At 70.6% G+C, this 17,129-nt stretch carries 19 protein-coding genes; 6 read left to right on the plus strand and 13 right to left on the minus strand.

Going from position 1 to position 17,129, the window contains the following annotated elements; translation table 11 throughout:
* The first annotated feature begins 1 nt into the window (after nt 1).
* A complete protein-coding gene (locus ACIBN2_RS12735) occupies nt 2-235 on the plus strand; it encodes a ferredoxin (protein WP_399134326.1) in 234 nt (77 codons plus the stop codon).
* Nucleotides 236-306: 71 nt separating this feature from the next.
* On the opposite strand, the gene ACIBN2_RS12740 is transcribed toward ACIBN2_RS12735, so the two are convergent.
* The 3 genes from ACIBN2_RS12740 to ACIBN2_RS12750 all read right to left on the minus strand — a co-directional run bounded on the left by ACIBN2_RS12740 (nt 307) and on the right by ACIBN2_RS12750 (nt 3,090).
* Nucleotides 307-1,404 carry a hypothetical protein gene (locus ACIBN2_RS12740; RefSeq protein WP_399134327.1) on the minus strand — a complete coding sequence of 366 codons (1,098 nt, stop codon included), beginning with the start codon at nt 1,402-1,404 and terminating at the stop codon, nt 307-309.
* A 252-nt stretch (nt 1,405-1,656) separates the two neighbouring features.
* Nucleotides 1,657-2,289 (minus strand): 1,4-alpha-glucan branching protein, encoded by a 633-nt coding sequence (locus ACIBN2_RS12745; protein WP_399134328.1) that lies wholly within the window; start codon nt 2,287-2,289, stop codon nt 1,657-1,659.
* A 93-nt stretch (nt 2,290-2,382) separates the two neighbouring features.
* Nucleotides 2,383-3,090 carry a TetR family transcriptional regulator gene (locus ACIBN2_RS12750; protein WP_399134329.1) on the minus strand — a complete coding sequence of 236 codons (708 nt, stop codon included), beginning with the start codon at nt 3,088-3,090 and terminating at the stop codon, nt 2,383-2,385.
* A gap of 161 nt (nt 3,091-3,251) precedes the next feature.
* On the opposite strand from ACIBN2_RS12750, the gene ACIBN2_RS12755 reads away from it, so the two are divergent.
* Genes ACIBN2_RS12755 through ACIBN2_RS12765 form a run of 3 tightly spaced genes read left to right on the plus strand, consistent with a single transcriptional unit; the run spans nt 3,252 to nt 6,498 of the window.
* Nucleotides 3,252-4,706: a glycosyltransferase family 4 protein gene (locus tag ACIBN2_RS12755; protein ID WP_399134330.1), complete on the plus strand. Its 1,455-nt coding sequence runs from the start codon at nt 3,252-3,254 to the stop codon at nt 4,704-4,706.
* Nucleotides 4,700-5,434 carry a class I SAM-dependent methyltransferase gene (locus ACIBN2_RS12760; RefSeq protein WP_399134331.1) on the plus strand — a complete coding sequence of 245 codons (735 nt, stop codon included), beginning with the start codon at nt 4,700-4,702 and terminating at the stop codon, nt 5,432-5,434. The genes ACIBN2_RS12755 and ACIBN2_RS12760 overlap by 7 nt, the downstream gene beginning before the upstream one ends.
* Nucleotides 5,431-6,498: a prenyltransferase/squalene oxidase repeat-containing protein gene (locus ACIBN2_RS12765; RefSeq protein ID WP_399134332.1), complete on the plus strand. Its 1,068-nt coding sequence runs from the start codon at nt 5,431-5,433 to the stop codon at nt 6,496-6,498. Before ACIBN2_RS12760 ends, ACIBN2_RS12765 begins: the two co-directional genes overlap by 4 nt.
* A gap of 40 nt (nt 6,499-6,538) precedes the next feature.
* Here ACIBN2_RS12765 and ACIBN2_RS12770 read toward each other — a convergent pair whose 3' ends face one another.
* The 8 genes from ACIBN2_RS12770 to ACIBN2_RS12805 all read right to left on the minus strand — a co-directional run bounded on the left by ACIBN2_RS12770 (nt 6,539) and on the right by ACIBN2_RS12805 (nt 13,647).
* Nucleotides 6,539-6,829, minus strand: coding sequence for a hypothetical protein (locus ACIBN2_RS12770; protein ID WP_393869881.1), 291 nt, complete (start codon nt 6,827-6,829; stop codon nt 6,539-6,541).
* 75 nt (nt 6,830-6,904) lie between these two features.
* Nucleotides 6,905-7,915, minus strand: a complete 1,011-nt coding sequence (locus ACIBN2_RS12775) for an LLM class F420-dependent oxidoreductase (RefSeq protein ID WP_399134333.1) — start codon at nt 7,913-7,915, stop codon at nt 6,905-6,907.
* A gap of 112 nt (nt 7,916-8,027) precedes the next feature.
* Complete coding sequence (locus tag ACIBN2_RS12780) at nt 8,028-8,885, minus strand: hypothetical protein (RefSeq protein ID WP_399134334.1); 858 nt, start codon at nt 8,883-8,885, stop codon at nt 8,028-8,030.
* Between the two features lie 82 nt (nt 8,886-8,967).
* A complete protein-coding gene (locus ACIBN2_RS12785) occupies nt 8,968-9,951 on the minus strand; it encodes an N-acetylmuramoyl-L-alanine amidase (RefSeq protein WP_399134335.1) in 984 nt (327 codons plus the stop codon).
* A gap of 114 nt (nt 9,952-10,065) precedes the next feature.
* Entirely contained in the window at nt 10,066-10,326 is a 261-nt protein-coding gene (locus tag ACIBN2_RS12790; RefSeq protein ID WP_399134336.1) for a hypothetical protein, read from the minus strand.
* Between the two features lie 251 nt (nt 10,327-10,577).
* Entirely contained in the window at nt 10,578-10,820 is a 243-nt protein-coding gene (locus ACIBN2_RS12795; protein ID WP_399134337.1) for a hypothetical protein, read from the minus strand.
* Nucleotides 10,821-11,072: 252 nt separating this feature from the next.
* On the minus strand, nt 11,073-11,768 hold the full coding sequence (locus tag ACIBN2_RS12800) for a class I SAM-dependent methyltransferase (protein WP_399134338.1): 696 nt from the start codon (nt 11,766-11,768) through the stop codon (nt 11,073-11,075).
* Between the two features lie 145 nt (nt 11,769-11,913).
* Nucleotides 11,914-13,647 carry an MFS transporter gene (locus ACIBN2_RS12805; protein WP_399134339.1) on the minus strand — a complete coding sequence of 578 codons (1,734 nt, stop codon included), beginning with the start codon at nt 13,645-13,647 and terminating at the stop codon, nt 11,914-11,916.
* A gap of 159 nt (nt 13,648-13,806) precedes the next feature.
* On the opposite strand from ACIBN2_RS12805, the gene ACIBN2_RS12810 reads away from it, so the two are divergent.
* On the plus strand, nt 13,807-14,997 hold the full coding sequence (locus tag ACIBN2_RS12810; RefSeq protein ID WP_399134340.1) for a lipid-transfer protein: 1,191 nt from the start codon (nt 13,807-13,809) through the stop codon (nt 14,995-14,997).
* Nucleotides 14,998-15,013: 16 nt separating this feature from the next.
* Here ACIBN2_RS12810 and ACIBN2_RS12815 read toward each other — a convergent pair whose 3' ends face one another.
* Nucleotides 15,014-15,205 carry a hypothetical protein gene (locus tag ACIBN2_RS12815; protein WP_399134341.1) on the minus strand — a complete coding sequence of 64 codons (192 nt, stop codon included), beginning with the start codon at nt 15,203-15,205 and terminating at the stop codon, nt 15,014-15,016.
* Nucleotides 15,198-15,548 carry a hypothetical protein gene (locus ACIBN2_RS12820; protein WP_399134342.1) on the minus strand — a complete coding sequence of 117 codons (351 nt, stop codon included), beginning with the start codon at nt 15,546-15,548 and terminating at the stop codon, nt 15,198-15,200. The genes ACIBN2_RS12815 and ACIBN2_RS12820 overlap by 8 nt, the downstream gene beginning before the upstream one ends.
* Nucleotides 15,549-15,696: 148 nt before the next feature.
* Here ACIBN2_RS12820 and ACIBN2_RS12825 point away from each other — a divergent pair, with 148 nt between their 5' ends.
* Complete coding sequence (locus ACIBN2_RS12825) at nt 15,697-17,121, plus strand: DHA2 family efflux MFS transporter permease subunit (protein ID WP_399134343.1); 1,425 nt, start codon at nt 15,697-15,699, stop codon at nt 17,119-17,121.
* The last annotated feature ends 8 nt before the right edge of the window (nt 17,122-17,129 follow it).

Genomic DNA, 17,129 nt, shown 5'->3' on the forward strand with positions numbered 1-17,129 from the left:
CATGGGTGACCGCTGGCACGTCGAGGTCGACCGCTCCCTCTGCATCGGCTCGGCCCAGTGCACCCACCGCGCCGAGGGCGCCTTCCGCCTCGACTCCGCCATGCAGTCCCACCCCGTGGAACCGGAGACCGACGCCAACGAACGCATCCTGGACGCCGCGGAGAACTGCCCGGTCGAGGCGATCGCGATCACCGTGCTGGGCAGCGGGGAGCCGGTCTTCCCGCCGGAGGACTAGGAGTTGTTCGGCCTCGGATCATGTGGTTGAGGTGAGGAGCTTCAACCACATGATCCGAACCCCGAACAGCTCTAGGCGAGCGGCAGGGTCAGTACGTAGTCCGCGTCGCCCGCCGCTACCAGGTGGCCTGCGTGGTAGGTGAGCTCCTCGGGGATCGTGCACGACATCGACATGGCGTCCACCGGGTGGTGGGGCATCGTGCAGCGGTTCGAGGACGGGGTGGCCTTGGCGACGGCTCGTGCGCTGCCGGGGCGCACATGGAGGACGTACTCGGTGCCAGGGCTGTAGACGTGGGCGTAGACGCCGTCGGCGCCGTCATCGGTGAGCCAATTCACCTGCAGTGAGGCCAGCTTCTCGGACACGCCCTCGGCTCTCGCGGGCAGTGCCGGGCGGCTGACGGTGCCGTCGGGGGCGACGGTGCGCAGGCCGGCGAGTGTCTGGGCGTGGAAGGGGCCGGACGCCGTCCATACCGTGCCCGACCGGTTCACGGCGGCGTCCTCCATCAGCGTGTTGGCGACCTCCTTGTCGCCCGTGGCGGGCAGTTGGAGGAGGCGGGTCAGCCGGCCGTCCTTGAGGGACCACAGGACGTCGGTGTCGACGAGCACGAGGGAGCCGTCGGGACGGACGCCCGCGAGCCACGGGGCGTTGTAGCCGGCGTGGACGGTACCGACCGGCGCGGAGGCCGGCACCGTGGTGCCCACCTTGCGGTCTTTCGCCGCGAAGGCGGCCACCACCTGGGACGTGCCGTCGGGCCGCCACCGCAGGACGTCGGTGCCGCGGGCGGTGAGGAAGGTCCCACCAGGCTCGGCGACCAGGCCGTGGTTCTCCCAGTCCACCGACCTGCCTCCGCTGATGTCGGTGGCGTGTATCGTGCGGTCGGCGTCGAACCGCAGCAGGTAGGCGGTCATGACGCGCAGTCGCCCGTCGGAGCCGTAGGCGATGCCGGTGGCGTCCGTGTTGAGGGCGTAAAGGGCGCTGACGACGTCGGGGGGCAGCTTGCGCATCGCCGCGGTGTCGTTCACGTCCCACTTGAACAGCTCCGCCGCCTGGCCCTTGTGTGGCGGCTTGCTGCCGCCGCCGCAGCCTGCCACGCCGGCCAGCGCGACCAGGGCCAGCGCCACCGCGAGGACGCCGTTACGAGTACGCCGCCGGCCGATCCGATGCCGCATGTGTGCATGCCCCCCAGGCTCCGCCGGCCCACGTGAGCCGACATCAGGTGGGACGCGGGAGAAGCACGGGGCGTTCCCGAGCGACACTCGGTGGTGATCAATGAGCTGGTAGGAGGCCGGCGCAGGACCTCGAAGACACCCGCGTCCCGCCAACCTTGCAAACAGCTGGTAGACGGTCTGCCGGCACCGAACCGCTCGGGCATCTCCCGCCACCGGGCGCCGGCGCGGATCCGCCAGACCACCCCATCGGCCCTAGCCGGCTTGGAGACTGGCGACCAGGCCCCTGACGCGGGTGCCGTCGGTGTGCTCCCACACGCCGGAGACATGACCGACGGCGCCCTGCGGCGGTGCGTCGCCCTGCACCGGCGTCAGCACGCGGTGCAGCCGCAGCGTCAGGCCGCCCGCCACGGCGAAGTCGGTTGCTTCCGCGGTGTCCTGGGGTGCGCCGAGCGCGCCGATCGGTCCCTCACCGGCGTAGGAACGGACGACCTCCCGGTCGAGGGTGTCGCTGATGCTCTGCGCGTGCGCGGGGGCGCGTCCCTCGACGAGGGCGAGCAACTGGGCGGTCAGCACGGGGTCGTGACAGCCGTCGTAGGCCCAGCGCGGACCGAGCACACCGTGCTCCATGGTGCCGACGAGCGCGTGCTCGGCGCCCTCGAGCGGGGCGCCGCGGTAGGTCAGCGGCACCAGGTACGCCCCCGACGACGCTTCCCCGACGACCATGAACTCGATCCCGACCTGCCCCTCGGGGTCATCCAGCCGAAACCCGCCGGCCTTCGCCAGCTCCGGTGCGGCGGAGCCGCGGTACCAGGGGCGGGTGGGCAGCCAGGTGTGGAGGAGTTCCAGCTTGGTGGGCGTCACGATGGTGCGGTGGATGATCGACATGGAGCGATTGTCCGGCCCGGCCGGGAGGCCCCGCCAGGCAATTTCAGCCGTGTGTCACACGGGCACCTCGGACACCTCGGGTCCCTTCGGACGTCACGCGTGCGCCTCGGGGGCGCCTGTTCCGCCGACCTCCGTCAGATCGATCAGCCGGCACACCGTCTCGATGTCGATCTTGACCTGGGCGATCGAGGCGCGGCCCGAGAGCCAGGTGATCAGGGCCGAGTGCCAGGTGTGCTCGATGACGCGGACCGCGGAGAGCTGCTCGGGGGTGGGGTTCTCCAGGCCCATCGCGTCCAGGATGATCACCGTGGTCTGGCGGGAGACCTGGTCGACCTCCGGCGAGACGCTGCGGTCGGCGAAGGTGAGCGCACGGACCATCGCGTCGGCCAGGTGCGGCTCGCGCTGCAGCGCGCGGAAGGCCCGCATCAGGGTCTCCGCGACGCGCTCGGCCGCCGTGTCACCCGTCGGCGGTTTCTTGCGCAGCGTGCCGTGCATGTGCTCCAGCTGGTCCTGCATGGTGGCCACCAGCAGATGGATCTTCGACGGGAAGTACCGGTACAGCGTGCCCAGGGCGACCTGCGAGGACTCCGCGACCTCACGCATCTGCACCGCGTCGAAACCGCCCCGGCTGGCCAGCTGCGCGCTCGCGTGCAGGATGCGCCGGCGACGCGCCTCCTGCCGCTCCGTGAGGGGCGGGGAGGCCGGCTGCGAGGTACTGGTTTCCACCTTGGCCACCTTGGTTTCCGCGGGATGGGTCCCGATCCGTGACAGTCGGTGAGGGCTGGTGATCACACCGAGCATGACAGGGCGTCCGCCGTGGCGCGAATCACCTGATCCACTGCTCACAGCGCCCCTACCTGCCGGTAGATTCGGAGCCTCCTGGACGATCAAGTCTGAAACTTGTTCTAGATTAGCGTCCCGGCGTAATCTCGCGGGACAGTGCATGCAGAAGGGGGCCCAGAGTGACCGCTGAGGCCAGTCCGGCAGGGCTCCAGGAGGACCCCGCCGCGGACGGCGAGCGACCGCTCCACATCGCGCTCCTCACCTATAAAGGGAACCCGTTCTGCGGCGGTCAGGGCGTCTACGTCCGCCACCTCTCACGCGAGCTGGCCCGCCTCGGGCACCGCGTCGAGGTCATCGGCTCCCAGCCCTACCCGGTCCTCGACGAGGGCGCGGAGTACGCGGACCGCCTCACCCTCACCGAGCTGCCCAGCCTCGACCTCTACCGCTCGCCCGACCCCTTCCGCACTCCGGGGCGCGACGAGTACCGCGACTGGATCGACGCCCTCGAAGTGGCGACGATGTGGACCGGCGGCTTCCCCGAACCGCTGACCTTCTCCCTGCGCGCCCGCCGCCATCTGCGCTCCCGGCGCGGCGAGTTCGACGTCGTGCACGACAACCAGACCCTCGGCTACGGCCTGTTGGGCGACGTCGGCGCACCCCTGGTGACCACGATCCACCACCCCATCACCGTCGACCGCCAGTTGGAGCTCGACGCGGCGCAGGGCCGCATGCAGAAGCTGTCCAAGCGGCGCTGGTACGCCTTCACCCGCATGCAGAAGCGCGTCGCGCGCCGCCTGCCCTCGGTCCTCACCGTCTCGGGCACCTCCCGCGCCGAGATCGTCGACCACCTGGGCGTGCGCGACGACCGCATCCACGTGGTGCACATCGGCGCGGACACCGACCTGTTCTCGCCCGACCCGTCCGTGCCCGTCGTACCGGGCCGGATCGTGACGACGTCCAGCGCGGACGTACCGCTCAAGGGACTGGTCTTCCTCGTCGAGGCGCTGGCCAAGGTCCGCACTGAGCATGCCTACGCCCACCTCGTCGTCGTCGGCAAGCGCCCCACCGAGGGCCCGGTCGCCCAGGCCATCGAGCGCTACGGCCTCGAAGGCGCCGTCGAGTTCGTCAAGGGCATCTCGGACGCCGAACTGGTCGACCTGGTCCGCTCCGCCGAGGTCGCCTGCGTCCCCTCCCTCTACGAGGGTTTCTCCCTCCCGGCGGCCGAGGCGATGGCCACCGGCACGCCCCTCGTCGCCACGACCGGCGGCGCGATCCCGGAGGTCGCCGGGCCCGACGGCGAGACGTGCCTCGCGGTGCGGCCAGGGGACGCGGGGGAGCTCGCGGTGGCGCTGAACCGGCTGCTCGGCGACCGCGAACTGAGGGTGCGCCTCGGCCGGGCCGGCCGTGAGCGGGTACTGGCCCGCTTCACCTGGGCCCGCGCCGCACAGGGCACGGTGTCCCACTACCGCGACGCCATGGCCGTCCCCCACGCTCGGCTTCGCTCGCGCGGGGGGACCCCCATCGCCGGCACATCCCCCGGCCGCTCCGCGGCCCCCCGAACCCCCGAGACCGGCAGGGCGACGCCCGCACCAGAACCAGCCGCATCCAACCCCGAAAGCAGGGCCACGTGCTGACCGTCGACTTCTCCCGGTTCCCGCTCGCCCCGGGCGATCGCGTCCTGGACCTCGGCTGCGGGGCGGGACGGCACGCGTTCGAGTGCTACCGGCGCGGAGCGCAGGTCGTGGCGCTGGACCAGAACGCCGAGGAGATCCGCGAGGTCGCCAAGTGGTTCGCGGCGATGAAGGAGGCCGGCGAGGCACCCGAGGGCGCGAGCGCCACAGCCATGGAGGGCGACGCCCTCGCCCTGCCCTTCCCCGACGACTCGTTCGACGTCGTCATCATCTCCGAGGTCATGGAGCACATCCCGGACGACAAGGGCGTACTCGCCGAGATGGTACGGGTGTTGAAGCCCGGCGGCCGGATCGCCATCACCGTCCCGCGCTACGGCCCCGAGAAGGTCTGCTGGGCCCTGTCCGACGCCTACCACGAGGTCGAGGGCGGCCACATCCGCATCTACAAGGCGGACGAACTGATCGCCAAGATCCGCGAGGCGGGCCTCAAGCCGTACGGCACGCACCACGCGCACGCGCTGCACTCGCCGTACTGGTGGCTGAAGTGCGCGTTCGGCGTCGACAACGACCAGGCGCTGCCGGTGAAGGCGTACCACAAGCTGCTGGTCTGGGACATCATGAAGAAGCCGCTGGCGACCCGGGTCGCCGAGCAGGCGCTGAACCCGCTGATCGGCAAGAGCTTCGTGGCCTACGCGACCAAGCCGCACCTGCCGTCGGTGGACGCCCGGTGACCACTCCCCGGACAGAACACCTCGTCCTGCCCGGGGTCCTCACCGCCGGGCAGGCCGCCGCCACCGTGCAGGGCATCCTCGCCGTGCAGCGGGAGGACGGCGCGATCCCCTGGTTCCGCGGACACCACCTGGACCCGTGGGACCACACCGAGGCCGCGATGGCGCTCGACGCGGCGGGCGAACACGACGCCGCCGAGCGGGCCTACGAGTGGCTCGCACGGCACCAGAACGCCGACGGCTCCTGGTACGCGGCCTACGCCGACGGGGACTTCGCGGACGTCACCGACCGCGGCCGGGAGACCAACTTCGTCGCCTACATCGCGGTCGGCGTGTGGCACCACTACCTGTCGACCGGCGACGACACCTTCCTGGACCGCATGTGGCCGGCCGTCTACGCGGCGATCGAGTACGTCCTGGGACTCCAGCAGCCCGGCGGGCAGATCGGCTGGAAGGGCGAGGACGACGGCACCTTCACCACCGACGCGCTGCTCACCGGCTCCTCGTCCATCCACCACGCGCTGCGCTGCGCGCTCGCCATCGCCGAACAGCGTGAAGAGCCGCAGCCCGACTGGGAGTTGGCGCTCGGAGCCCTGCGGCACGCCATCCGCCGCCACCCCGAGCGGTTCCTCGACAAGGACCGCTACTCGATGGACTGGTACTACCCGGTCCTGGGCGGCGCGTTGACGGACGCGGAGGCCAAGTCCCGTATCGAGGAGGGCTGGGAGCGCTTCGTCGTCCCCGGCCTCGGTGTGCGCTGCGTGGTCCCCAACCCGTGGGTCACGGGCGGAGAATCGGCCGAACTCGCCCTCGCTCTGTGGGCGATGGGCGAGTCCGACCACGCGCTGGACATTCTGAAGTCGATCCAGCACCTGCGCGATGCGGACACCGGCCTGTACTGGACGGGTTACGTCTTCGAGGACGAGGCGGTCTGGCCCCAGGAGCTGACCACGTGGACCGCCGGCTCCCTCCTCCTCGCGGTCGCGGCCCTCGGGGGCCACGAGGCGACATGCACGGTGTTCGGAGGAGAGAGTCTGCCGCGAGGGCTCGACCCGGACTGCTGCTGAGCCCTCGGCGGCGATGGATAAAGGGGTTGCCTTCGCGTCCTCAGTGACGGTGGACGCGGTTGGCGATGGCATGGCCGATGAAGAGGTAGACGACGGCTGCGAGACCGTAGCCGGCGACCACTCGGGCCCATGCCGCGTCGAACGTGAACAGGTCGTGCGACCAACCCGCCAGCCACAGAGCCGCGTTGTGGATGAACTGCACGAACTCGTTCGCGCGGTTCGCGTCCAGCAGGTACATCAGGATCCACAGGCCCAGGATCAGGGCCATGATGTCGGCGACGACAGCGATGACCGTTCCGGCCTGATTCGCACCGCGATATCTGGGGGACATGCCTAACGGGTTGCCGCCGAAACGTGGGGCAAACCCGAGTGGTTGAAACGTGCGTGCGATCTGCAGGTCAGCGGTCTAGGAGTTGAGCTCGGCCAGCACGCGCAGCGACTCCCGGTCCGGGGACAGCGCGAGCAGGTCGGTCACCGGACCCTTGCGCCACAACTCCAGCCGCTCAGCGATCCGTTCGCGCGGCCCGACCAGTGAGATCTCGTCGGCGAAGGCGTCCGGTACGGCGAGCACGGCCTCCTCGCGCCGGCCCTCCAGGAACAGTTGCTGAATGCGCCGCGCCTGCTCCTCGTAGCCCATGCGTGCCATGAGGTCGGCGTGGAAGTTGCGGGAGGCGTGCCCCATGCCGCCGATGTAGAAGCCGAGCATGGTCTTGACGGGCAGCAGCCCCTCCGTGACGTCGTCGCAGACCTGGACGCGGACGAGGGGGGCGACGATGAACCCGGGCCGAAGGTCGGCGATGGCCGGTCCGTAGACGTCGGGCCGCGTCGGCGACCAGTACAGCGGGAGCCAGCCGTCGGCGATTCGGGTCGTCTGCTCGACGTTCTTGGGCCCCTCCGCGCCGAGGAGGACGGGGAGTTCGGGGCGCAAGGGGTGTGTGATGGGTTTGAGCGCTTTGCCGAGCCCGGTCCCGTCCTGGCCCCGATACGGATGCGAGTGGAACCGCCCGTCCAGCTCCACCGGCGCCTCCCGTCGCAACACCTGCCGTACGACGTCGACGTACTCCCGCGTAGCAGTCAGTGGTGACTTGGGGAACGGCCGCCCGTACCACCCCTCCACCACCTGCGGTCCCGACAGCCCCAGTCCGAGCATCATCCGCCCGCCGGAGAGATGGTCCAGCGTCAGCGCGTGCATCGCGGTGGTCGTCGGCGACCGGGCCGCCATCTGCGCGACTGCCGTACCCAGCTTGATCCTTGAGGTCTGCGCCGCGATCCAGGTCAGCGGCGTGAAGACGTCCGACCCCCACGACTCGGCGGTCCACACCGAGTCGTACCCGAGCCGCTCGGCCTCCTGCGCGAGCGGCACATGGTCCGCGGAGGGGCCGCGGCCCCAGTAGCCGAGGGCGAGACCGAGTCGCATGAGGCCTCCATTATCTGACGGTCAGTCAGCTACGTGGCTGTGAGCTGCGACTGTACGACAACGGCCCCCCGCCCGGAAGGGCGAGGGGCCGTGCGGAGTGTTGCGGGTCGGCTCAGCCGCGCTGGATGCCGGACGTGTCCTGCAGCACGCCGCGACGGCCGTCCTGCGTCTGCGCGACCAGACCCGGACCACGCTGCTCGACGGCCAGGTACCAGGTGCCGGGCGCCAGTTCGGCGATCGGCGTGGGCGACCCGTCCTCGGCGAACAGCGGCCGCGCGACGGGCACCGCGAACCAGAACGGCGAGAAGTCCCCACCGGTCGGCTGCGGCTGGCCCGGCTGGGGCGCGCCCGCGTGCGGCTGACCCGGCTGAGGTGCTCCCGCCTGCGGCTGGGCCCCGTAGGGCTGCCCGGGCTGCGGCTGCCCGCCGAACTGCGGCTGCTGGGCACCGGGGTAGCCGTAGCCACCGGGGGGCTGGGCGCCGTAGGGAGGCTGCGGGGCGGCCGGCTTGGGAGCCGGGAGGAGGGCCGCCTGGAGGGCGGGGACCAAGGGGGTGGCAACGGCGGCTGCAGCCATGACGATGGTGGCGACGAGAGCCAGGATCAGACCCGTACCGGCGCTCGGCCCGTCATTGGAACTGCCGATGTTGTCCGCGCCGCCCGCCGGGTCGAAGACGTTGCCGAGGGCACTCCACGCGGCGAAGATCGCGAAGGCGACGCCGAACGCGCCGAGTTCGAGACCCGCCACCTTGCGCGGCTGCGGCAGACCGCGGGACACAACGATGAGCGCGGCCGCGATGATGCCTGCCAGGACGACACTGAGCAGAACCGGTCCGCTCTCCCACAGATTTGGGAGATCGACGCTGTCGGGCACGCCGTTGTACGAGTAGTTGTCGAGGAACGACGCGATGAACAGCAACACCGCTGCTCCGATCACCACGCCGTCGCCTCGAGTGAGGGAGCGGATATTCACTTCAGGTCCTTCGTAGGTCGTCTCGTCGTCGGTAGACACTATCGTCCCCCGACCAGGGTGTCCGCCGGGATCAGCCCGCCTATCACGAAGCGTGCAGGAAACTCACGATTCCATCAGAGATCCCTTGCGCCGCCTTCTGGCGCCATGTGCCACTCGTGAGTAGCGCCGCGTCCTTGCTATCGCGCATGTTGCCGCACTCGATGAAGACCTTGGGAACTGTTGACAGATTGAGACCGCCCAGGTCCTTACGCGTGACGAGACCGGTGCCGTCGCCGATGTAGTTGGAGGGCGCACTGCCCGTCGCGTGCACGAAGTTGCCGGCGATGCGCTGGCCGAGTTCGGCCGAGGGGCCGACGATCTTGCGGGTGTCCGCCGCGCCCGCGTCCACGAACCCGGGAAGGATCACGTGGAAGCCGCGGTTGCCGGCGGCGGAGCCGTCCGCGTGGATGGAGATCGCGGCGTCGGCGTGGGCCTTGTTGCCGATCGCGGCCCGCCCGTCCACACAAGGTCCCCAAGCGGGGGAGCCGTTGTCGTGGGTGAGCTTCACCGTGGCGCCCTGCTTCTCGAGCAGCGTCTTCAGCCGGTGGGAGACGTCCAGCGTGAACTGGGCTTCCGTGTAGCCCGCGTTGGTGGACGTGCCCGTGGTGTCGCACTCCTTGCGGTTCGTGCCGATGTCGACCTGGCGGTTGATCTCCGCCGTGTGCTGGAAGTTGCCGGGGTTGTGCCCGGGGTCGATGACGACGACCTTGCCCTTGAGGGAGCCGGTCGCGGCGGGCGCCGAGGAACTGGGCGAGGAGTGGGTGGCCGGCGAACTCGGCTGCTTGTCGTCGTCGGTGGTGGCGGAGCCGGGCGCGCTGGCCGCCGCCGACGTGGACGCAGGCGCGGACGCGGAGGTCTGCACCGTCGCCTTGTCGTCGCCGCCTCCACCCCCCGTTCCGCCCACGGCTTCGTACACGAGCCATCCGAGCAGCGCGCCGGGTACGAGCGCGGCGATCGCGACGGTCAGGGGACCGCGGCGGGGGCGGCGGGGCTGGGGAGGATCGAAGTCCGGGCCTACGTACGACACGTCTGCCACCCTAGCGGGCGTCCAAGTTGTCCATAGGGGCCACGGACGGTCGATGCAGCGTGCCGCGGACGGCACCCGGTGCCTGGAGGCGTTCGGGCAACCGCGCCACCGGAATCAATCGTCGGCCTGCTGCTCGCGACGGTAGGAGACCGTGGCCAGCTCTTGCAGCAGTTCGTGCTCGCTCTTGCCGGTCTCGCGCGCCATCTTGTGCAGCAGAAGGGCACAGAGGGCGGCTGCGCCGTCCATGAGCGTCTCCACCGCCTCGGGATCCTCGCGCCGCCGCTCGACCACGTATTGCGTGAGCAGCTCATTTCCGGAGACGTAGGCGGTCATGAACTCGATGCCGTTGCGAATGCGGTCGTAGTCGTTGCTCATGGCCACACGATCGCACGTCAGGCGGCGTTGTTGCGCCCGGGCGGTCGTAGGGGTCCGTCTGTGACTGAGACCGGGCCCCAGATCCCGGCGCCGGTTCGCCGCAGGACGCGCAGTGAGTCAGTCCGGCCTGTGCGGCAGCCTCCGGCAACGGCAGTCTGAACGCCCCCGCCTCGACGCGCGGCGAACACCGGCTGACGCACACCGCGGTGCTATCTCGGACCTCGAGGACGGGGACGGTCTACGTGTCTGGATCAGTCCTCGACGTGCCTCACGCCAACGTCATACTCCAGATCTGGAAATGCTGTGAGCTGCTCCTTCACCGCGTCACACTTGTCACCAGCCAGCGACAGCGATGCCCCGGCCGGGTCGTCGGGAGCGCCCGAGCGGGTGACGGATGACACGATCGCGTCCGGATCCACGTTCTCCAGTGCGTGAAGAACCTCGTCGAGACGGTCGTTCCGCACAGTCGTCGAGACGTAAGTACGAACAGCCATGGTTCCTCCCTTGTGATGGCCCGACTCCTCCGGCCGCCGCTCGATCAGCTCGGCCCTGGCCGCCGTCGTCGGACAGGCAGACGACTACGGGCGTTACGGAGGCCCTGCCGCCACTTTGACCCGCGACAGGTCCATGCGCATCCTCACGTCCAACCCGGACGACGGGGCGTTGCGCTGTCCGTGTGCGCGCAACCGCGACAAGGGACTCAGCTGAACTCGGATTCGACGCCGAACGCCTCCCGTAGAGGGCCCTCAGATCCCTACGCCGGTGCGCCGCAGGACGCGCAGCGAGTCGGTCACCGAGATCTCTGTGAAGGCTCCGGACTGAAGGGCCCGGAGGTAGACGCGGTACGGCGCCTGCCCCGTGAACTCGTCCTCGGGGTTCGGGAAGACGTCGTGGATGAGGAGGAGGCCGCCCTCGGCGACGTGCGGGGCCCAGCCCTCGTAGTCGGCGTTGGCGTGCTCATCGGTGTGGCCGCCGTCGATGAAGACCAGCCCCAGCGGGGAGCCCCAGACCGACGCGACCTGCGGCGAACGCCCGACCAGCGCGACCACGTGCTCCTCCAGCCCGGCCTTGTGCAGCGTCCGCCGGAAGGTCGGCAGCGTGTCCATCAGCCCGATCTCGGGGTCGACGGTCTCCGGGTCGTGGTAGTCCCACCCGGGCTGCTGCTCCTCGCTCCCGCGATGGTGGTCGACGGTCAGCGCCATGACCCCGGCCTCACTGGCGGCATCGGCGAGCAGGATCGTGGAGCGGCCGCAGTACGTCCCGACCTCCAGCAGCGGCAGCCCGAGCCCGCCCGCCTCGACGGCCGCCGCGTACAGCGCCAGTCCCTCGTCCGCGGGCATGAACCCCTTCGCCGCCTCGAACGCGGCCAGGATCTCGGGCTTGGGTGCGGCCGCGGCCATGGAGGGTCCTTCCGGTCGTACGTCGTACGTCTGCGGCCCCATGCTGCCGCACCCCCGGCCGAGGATTCGACCGGGGGTGCGGGCAGTGAGCTGTTTGGTTTTGCTTTTAGGGGCGCGGGGAACCGCGCGACCAGCCACAACGATCCCGCAGCCCGCCGACGGACGCCCCCGCGCACCGCACTGGGCGTTACGCCGTCACCGACTCCCCAGGCAAGGACAGATCCAGGTCCACAGCCCGCTCCGCACCGGGGTGCGTCGCAGCAGAGGCCAACGGCCCATGCCCCGCCGCCCGTGCGGCCAGCACATACGCTCCCTCGGTCGGCACGGCCAGCACATAGCTGCCGTCCTCCTCGGAGAGCGTCGCCCCGGCCTGCCGCCCCCGCCGGTCGATCAGTGTGACCTTGGCGCGAGCCACCGGCGAACCCCCGGCGTCCAGGACCCGCCCGCGGAAGCCCCGCAGAACCTCCTCGGCGCGAGCGATGCCCGCCTCCTCCTCGCTGCTGACCCGCAGCTGAGGCGCACGGTTCGGCTTCGGCAGGAACACGGCTATCAGCAGGCCCACGGCAACCGCACCGGTGGCGATCAGGAAGGAGACATGGAACCCGTGCATGGTCGGGATCGCGACGCCGCCCACGTTGTGCGCGGTGTTCGCCAGCACCATGCCGATGACGGCACTCGACACCGACGTACCGATCGATCGCATCAGGGTGTTGAGACCGTTCGCCGCACCCGTCTCCGACGCCGGCACCGCGCCGACGATCAGCGCGGGCAGCGAGGAGTACGCGAGGCCGATGCCCGCACCCAGGATCACGGCGATGACGGCGCTCTGCCAGGGCGCGCTCATCAGGCCGAGACCGGCGCCGTAGCCGATGCCGATGATCAGCATGCCGAGGATGAGGGTGACCTTCGGGCCGTACCGCGCGGACAGCCGGGCGTAGACCGGCGCCGTGACCATCATCGTCAGGCCCAGCGGGGCGACCAGCAGGCCGGCGACGACCATCGACTGGCCGAGGCCGTAGCCGGTGGCCTTCGGGAGCTGGAGCAGCTGGGGGAGGACGAGGGAGACGACGTAGAAGGAGACACCGACCATGATCGAGGCCAGGTTGGTGAAGAGGACGGCCGGGCGGGCCGTGGTGCGCAGGTCGACCAGGGGGGCCTTCTTGCGCAGCTCCATCAGGCCCCACAGGAGCAGGACGAGGGCGGAGGCGCCGAAGAGGCCGAGTGTGGTGCCCGAGGTCCAGCCCCAGTCGCTGCCCTTGGTGATCGGCAGCAGGAAGAGGACCAGGCCGGCGGAGAGGCCGAGTGCGCCCAGCACGTCGAAGGTGCCCTTGGCGCGCATCGGGGACTCCGGTACGACGGCGAGGGTGAGGAGGATGGAGAGGACGCCGAGGCCGGCGGCGCCGTAGAACAGCGCGTGCCAGTCGGCGTGCTGGGCGACCAGGGCCGCGAGCGGCAGCGCGAGTCCGCCGCCGACGCCGATGGAGGAGCTCATCAGGGCCATGGCCGAGCCGAGCTTCTCGCGGGGCAGCATGTCGCGCATCAGGCCGATGCCGAGCGGGATCGCGCCCATGGCGAAGCCCTGGAGGGTGCGGCCGGCGATCATCGTGAGCAGGTCGCTGGTGAGCGCGCTGACCAGGGCGCCGACCACCATCACGGCGAGGCTGAGGATCAGCATGCGCCGCTTGCCGTACAGGTCGCCGAGCCGGCCCATGATCGGGGTGGCCACGGCGCCCGACAGCAGGGTGGACGTCAGGACCCAGGTGGCGTTGCTGGGTGCGGTGTCCAGCAGCTGCGGCAGGTCCTTGATGACCGGGACGAGCAGGGTCTGCATCACCGCGACAACGATGCCCGCGAAGGCGAGCACCGGGACGACGGTCCCGCTCGCTCTCCGGGTGGGCTGTTCAGTCGTCGTGTGTGTCATTGCGTGAGGCCTCCCATTGGATAAGTGCTGGGTAAACCTCGTATGCATAGGCAACTATTCCGTTGCTTCGGGCCTCTAATCATTTCTTGACCTTGTGTTGGGAATCTGACCCCCGGTCAGGTCTGGTGGGTAGGTGGAACGTGTTCTACTCTGCGCGCCATGAAGGCCTACGTCGCCGGTGTCGGCATGACCCGATTCGAGAAGCCCGAGACGCGTGAGTGGCAGTACTGGGACATGGTGCGGGAGGCCGGCGGCACCGCCCTGGCCGACGCGGGAATCTCCTACGACGAGGTGGAACAGGTTGCTGCCGGCTACTGCTTCCAGCCCTCGACGGCCGGACAGCGGGCCGCCTACGAGCTCGGTCTGACCGGCGTCCCCGTCTACAACGTCAACAACAACTGCGCGACCGGCTCGACCGCTCTGATGCTCGCCCGGCAGCTGGTCGAGGGCGGGGCGGCCGACTGCGTGCTGGCGCTGGGCTTCGAGAAGATGAAGAGGGGCGCGCTCGGGGGCGGGGCTGAGGGCGGGGACTTCTCGACATCCCCCGTCGCGCGGCACTACGGCGTGATGGCCGCCCGGCACGGCTTCGAGATGACGCCGCCCACGGCGCAGATCTTCGGCGACGCGGCCCGTGAGCACATGGAGAAGTACGGCACGACCGAGGCGCAGCTCGCCGCCGTCGCCGCCAAGAACCACCGGCACTCGGCGCACAACCCGTACGCCCAGTTCCGGGACGTGTACGAGGTCGCCGACATCCTCGCGGCCCGCACCGTCCACCGGCCGCTGACCAAGCTCCAGTGCTCGCCTACCTCGGACGGGGCGGCGGCCGCGGTGGTGGTCTCGGAGCGGTTCGCCGAGCGGCGGGGTGTGACGGGGGCGGTGGAGATCGTCGCGCAGGCGATGACGACCGACACCGAGGAGTCCTTCGCCTCCGGCTCCTGCATCGACGTCGTAGGGCAGCCCATGTCGCGGGAGGCGGCCCGGCAGGTCTACGAGCGGGCCGGGCTCGGGATCGAGGACGTGGACGTCGTGGAACTGCACGACTGCTTCTCGATCAACGAGCTGCTGACCTACGAGGCGCTCGGCATGTGCGCGGCGGGGGAGTCCGGCAAGCTCGTGGAGTCGGGCGCGACGACGTACGGCGGGCGCTGGGTGGTCAACCCGTCCGGCGGGCTGATCTCCAAGGGGCATCCGCTGGGCGCGACCGGGATCGCCCAAGTCGCCGAGCTGGTGTGGCAGTTGAGGGGCGAGGCGGGGGAGCGGCAGGTACCCGGTGCCCGGGTCGGGCTCGCGCACAACATCGGGCTGGGCGGGGCGGCGGTGGTGACGGTGGTGCGGGCGGCGGCCTAGAGGCTCTGGTTGTCCATCAGTCCATGGCCACCACGACGTACGCGCACGCGAGGATCGCAGCCAGGCAGACGACGGCCACGGCGATCAGAGCGCAGCCGAGCGCTCCTGCGGTGCCGGCGATCGCCGCCCAGCCGAGCCGGGTGGCTCGATCGGCTTGCCGGACTGCGTCGTGGGCGTCGCTGTCGTCGTACCAGCCGCGATCAGCCATGATCACCCGCCGACCGAGCGGATCCGCCGGGGCCGGCTTCCCGGGCGCGGCTGTCCCTGCGCTCCGCGAGCAGGAACAGGACGGCAGCAAGGGCGAGGACGACCCAGCCGGCTTTCATGCAGGTCATGACCGTCGCGTAGGAGGCGCCGGCGATGCGGGGGACGGCGTTGAGGAGGGAGAGGGCGTAGAAGCACAGGAAGCCGCAGGCGCGAAGCCGAAGCCCTGCCCTCCGCTTCCGCATCCACGGCGGGACCCAACCTGCCAGCATCGCCACCGAGAGCGGCAGGATGACCGCCGTCGCCGCGGCCAGTCCCGTCCAGTGGTACAGCGGATTGCCGTACACCCCGCGCCCCCCTCGTCGTAGGCGGGCGCCAGCATAGGGAGAGTTCCCGCCACAGCACCAGGGACAAGGGCCTAGGACTCGCGGCCGAAGCCGTCGTCGGGCGAAATCCCGATGCAAGGGGTGCAACCGGGTTGAGAGCATGACAGGCATGCTGGAAGCCGAAGCCACTGACGTCACCCCGATATCCCGTCGTAGCGCGCCGCCCACGTGGCTGGTCGTGGCACTCGCCTGTGCCGGACAGTTCCTGGTGGTGCTCGATGTGTCGGTCGTCAACGTGGCGCTGCCGTCGATGCGGACGGATTTGGGGCTGAGCGCGCAGGGCCTGCAGTGGGTGGTGAACGCCTACGCGATCGCCTTCGCCGGGTTCATGCTGCTCGGCGGGCGGGCCGGCGACCTCTACGGGCGCAAGCGGATGTTCCTGGTGGGGCTCGCCTTGTTCACGCTGGCCTCGCTGGGCGGCGGGCTGGCGCAGGAGGGCGGTCAGCTGCTGGTGGCGCGGGCCGTGCAGGGCTTGGGCGCGGCGGTGCTCGCGCCGTCGACGCTCACCATCCTGACCTCCGCCGTGCCCGAGGGCGCGGCGCGGGCGCGGGCGATAGCGACGTGGACGGCGGTCGGCGCGGGCGGCGGGGCCGCGGGCGGGCTCGTCGGCGGGGCGCTGGTGGACGGGTTGTCGTGGCGCTGGGTGCTGCTGATCAACGTGCCGATCGGGGCGGTGGTGCTGGCCGGTTCGCTGCGCTGGCTGGTGGAGAGCCGCAACGGCGGCGGGCGGCGGCTGGACCTGCCGGGCGCGGTGCTGGTGACGGCGGGACTCGCGACGCTGGCGTACGGCATCTCGCAGACGGAGGCGCGGGGTTGGACCGCCGCCGCCACGCTCGTGCCGCTGGCCGCCGGGCTCGCGCTGATCGGGCTGTTCCTGCTCGTCGAATCGCGTACGGCGGCGCCGCTGATGCCGCTCGGGCTGTTCCGGGTGCGGTCGGTGTCGTCGGCGAACGCGGCGATGTTCCTCAGCGGGTCCGCGATGTTCTGCATGTGGTACTTCATGACGCTGTACGCGCAGAACGTCCTCGGCTACTCCCCGCTGGAGGCCGGCCTCGCGCTGGTGCCGAGTTCGCTCGCGGTGCTCCTCGGCTCCAAGTCGGCGCCCCGCTTCATGCCGCTGCTCGGCGCGCGCCACGTGGCCGCGCTCGGCGCGGTCATCGCGGCGGCCGGCTTCGGCTGGCAGTCGGCGATGACGTCGGAGGGCAACTACCTGACCGAGATCATGTTCCCCGGCATCCTGATGATGCTCGGCGCGGGCCTGATGGCGACCCCGCTCGCCGCCCTCGCCACATCGGGAGCGGCCCCGGGCGAGGCCGGCCTGGTCTCCGGCCTGATCAACACGTCCCGCACGATGGGCGGTTCACTCGGCCTCGCGATCATGTCGACGATCGCGGCGGCCCGCACGGGCGACGCGCTCACGCCGGAGGCCCTGACGGAGGGGTACGCGCTGGTGTTCCGGGTCGGAGCGGTGGTGCTGGTGGCGGGTGTGGTGCTGATGCTGGCTTGGCTGCCACGGAGGCCCGTCGGGCGGTAGCCCCCGCC

The sequence above is a fragment of the Streptomyces sp. NPDC050534 genome (genome assembly GCF_044457745.1).
Lineage (GTDB): Bacteria > Actinomycetota > Actinomycetes > Streptomycetales > Streptomycetaceae > Streptomyces.

Bases quoted from the DNA above. Each gene is read 5' to 3' on its own strand.
- ACIBN2_RS12735 (WP_399134326.1), top strand. From the start codon at position 2: ATGGGTGACCGCTGGCACGTCGAGGTCGACCGCTCCCTCTGCATCGGC.
- ACIBN2_RS12740 (WP_399134327.1), bottom strand. From the start codon at position 1,404: ATGCGGCATCGGATCGGCCGGCGGCGTACTCGTAACGGCGTCCTCGCG.
- ACIBN2_RS12745 (WP_399134328.1), bottom strand. From the start codon at position 2,289: ATGTCGATCATCCACCGCACCATCGTGACGCCCACCAAGCTGGAACTC.
- ACIBN2_RS12750 (WP_399134329.1), bottom strand. From the start codon at position 3,090: ATGCTCGGTGTGATCACCAGCCCTCACCGACTGTCACGGATCGGGACC.
- ACIBN2_RS12770 (WP_393869881.1), bottom strand. From the start codon at position 6,829: ATGTCCCCCAGATATCGCGGTGCGAATCAGGCCGGAACGGTCATCGCT.
- ACIBN2_RS12775 (WP_399134333.1), bottom strand. From the start codon at position 7,915: ATGCGACTCGGTCTCGCCCTCGGCTACTGGGGCCGCGGCCCCTCCGCG.
- ACIBN2_RS12790 (WP_399134336.1), bottom strand. From the start codon at position 10,326: ATGAGCAACGACTACGACCGCATTCGCAACGGCATCGAGTTCATGACC.
- ACIBN2_RS12795 (WP_399134337.1), bottom strand. From the start codon at position 10,820: ATGGCTGTTCGTACTTACGTCTCGACGACTGTGCGGAACGACCGTCTC.
- ACIBN2_RS12800 (WP_399134338.1), bottom strand. From the start codon at position 11,768: ATGGGGCCGCAGACGTACGACGTACGACCGGAAGGACCCTCCATGGCC.
- ACIBN2_RS12805 (WP_399134339.1), bottom strand. From the start codon at position 13,647: ATGACACACACGACGACTGAACAGCCCACCCGGAGAGCGAGCGGGACC.
- ACIBN2_RS12810 (WP_399134340.1), top strand. From the start codon at position 13,807: ATGAAGGCCTACGTCGCCGGTGTCGGCATGACCCGATTCGAGAAGCCC.
- ACIBN2_RS12815 (WP_399134341.1), bottom strand. From the start codon at position 15,205: ATGGCTGATCGCGGCTGGTACGACGACAGCGACGCCCACGACGCAGTC.
- ACIBN2_RS12825 (WP_399134343.1), top strand. From the start codon at position 15,697: ATGCTGGAAGCCGAAGCCACTGACGTCACCCCGATATCCCGTCGTAGC.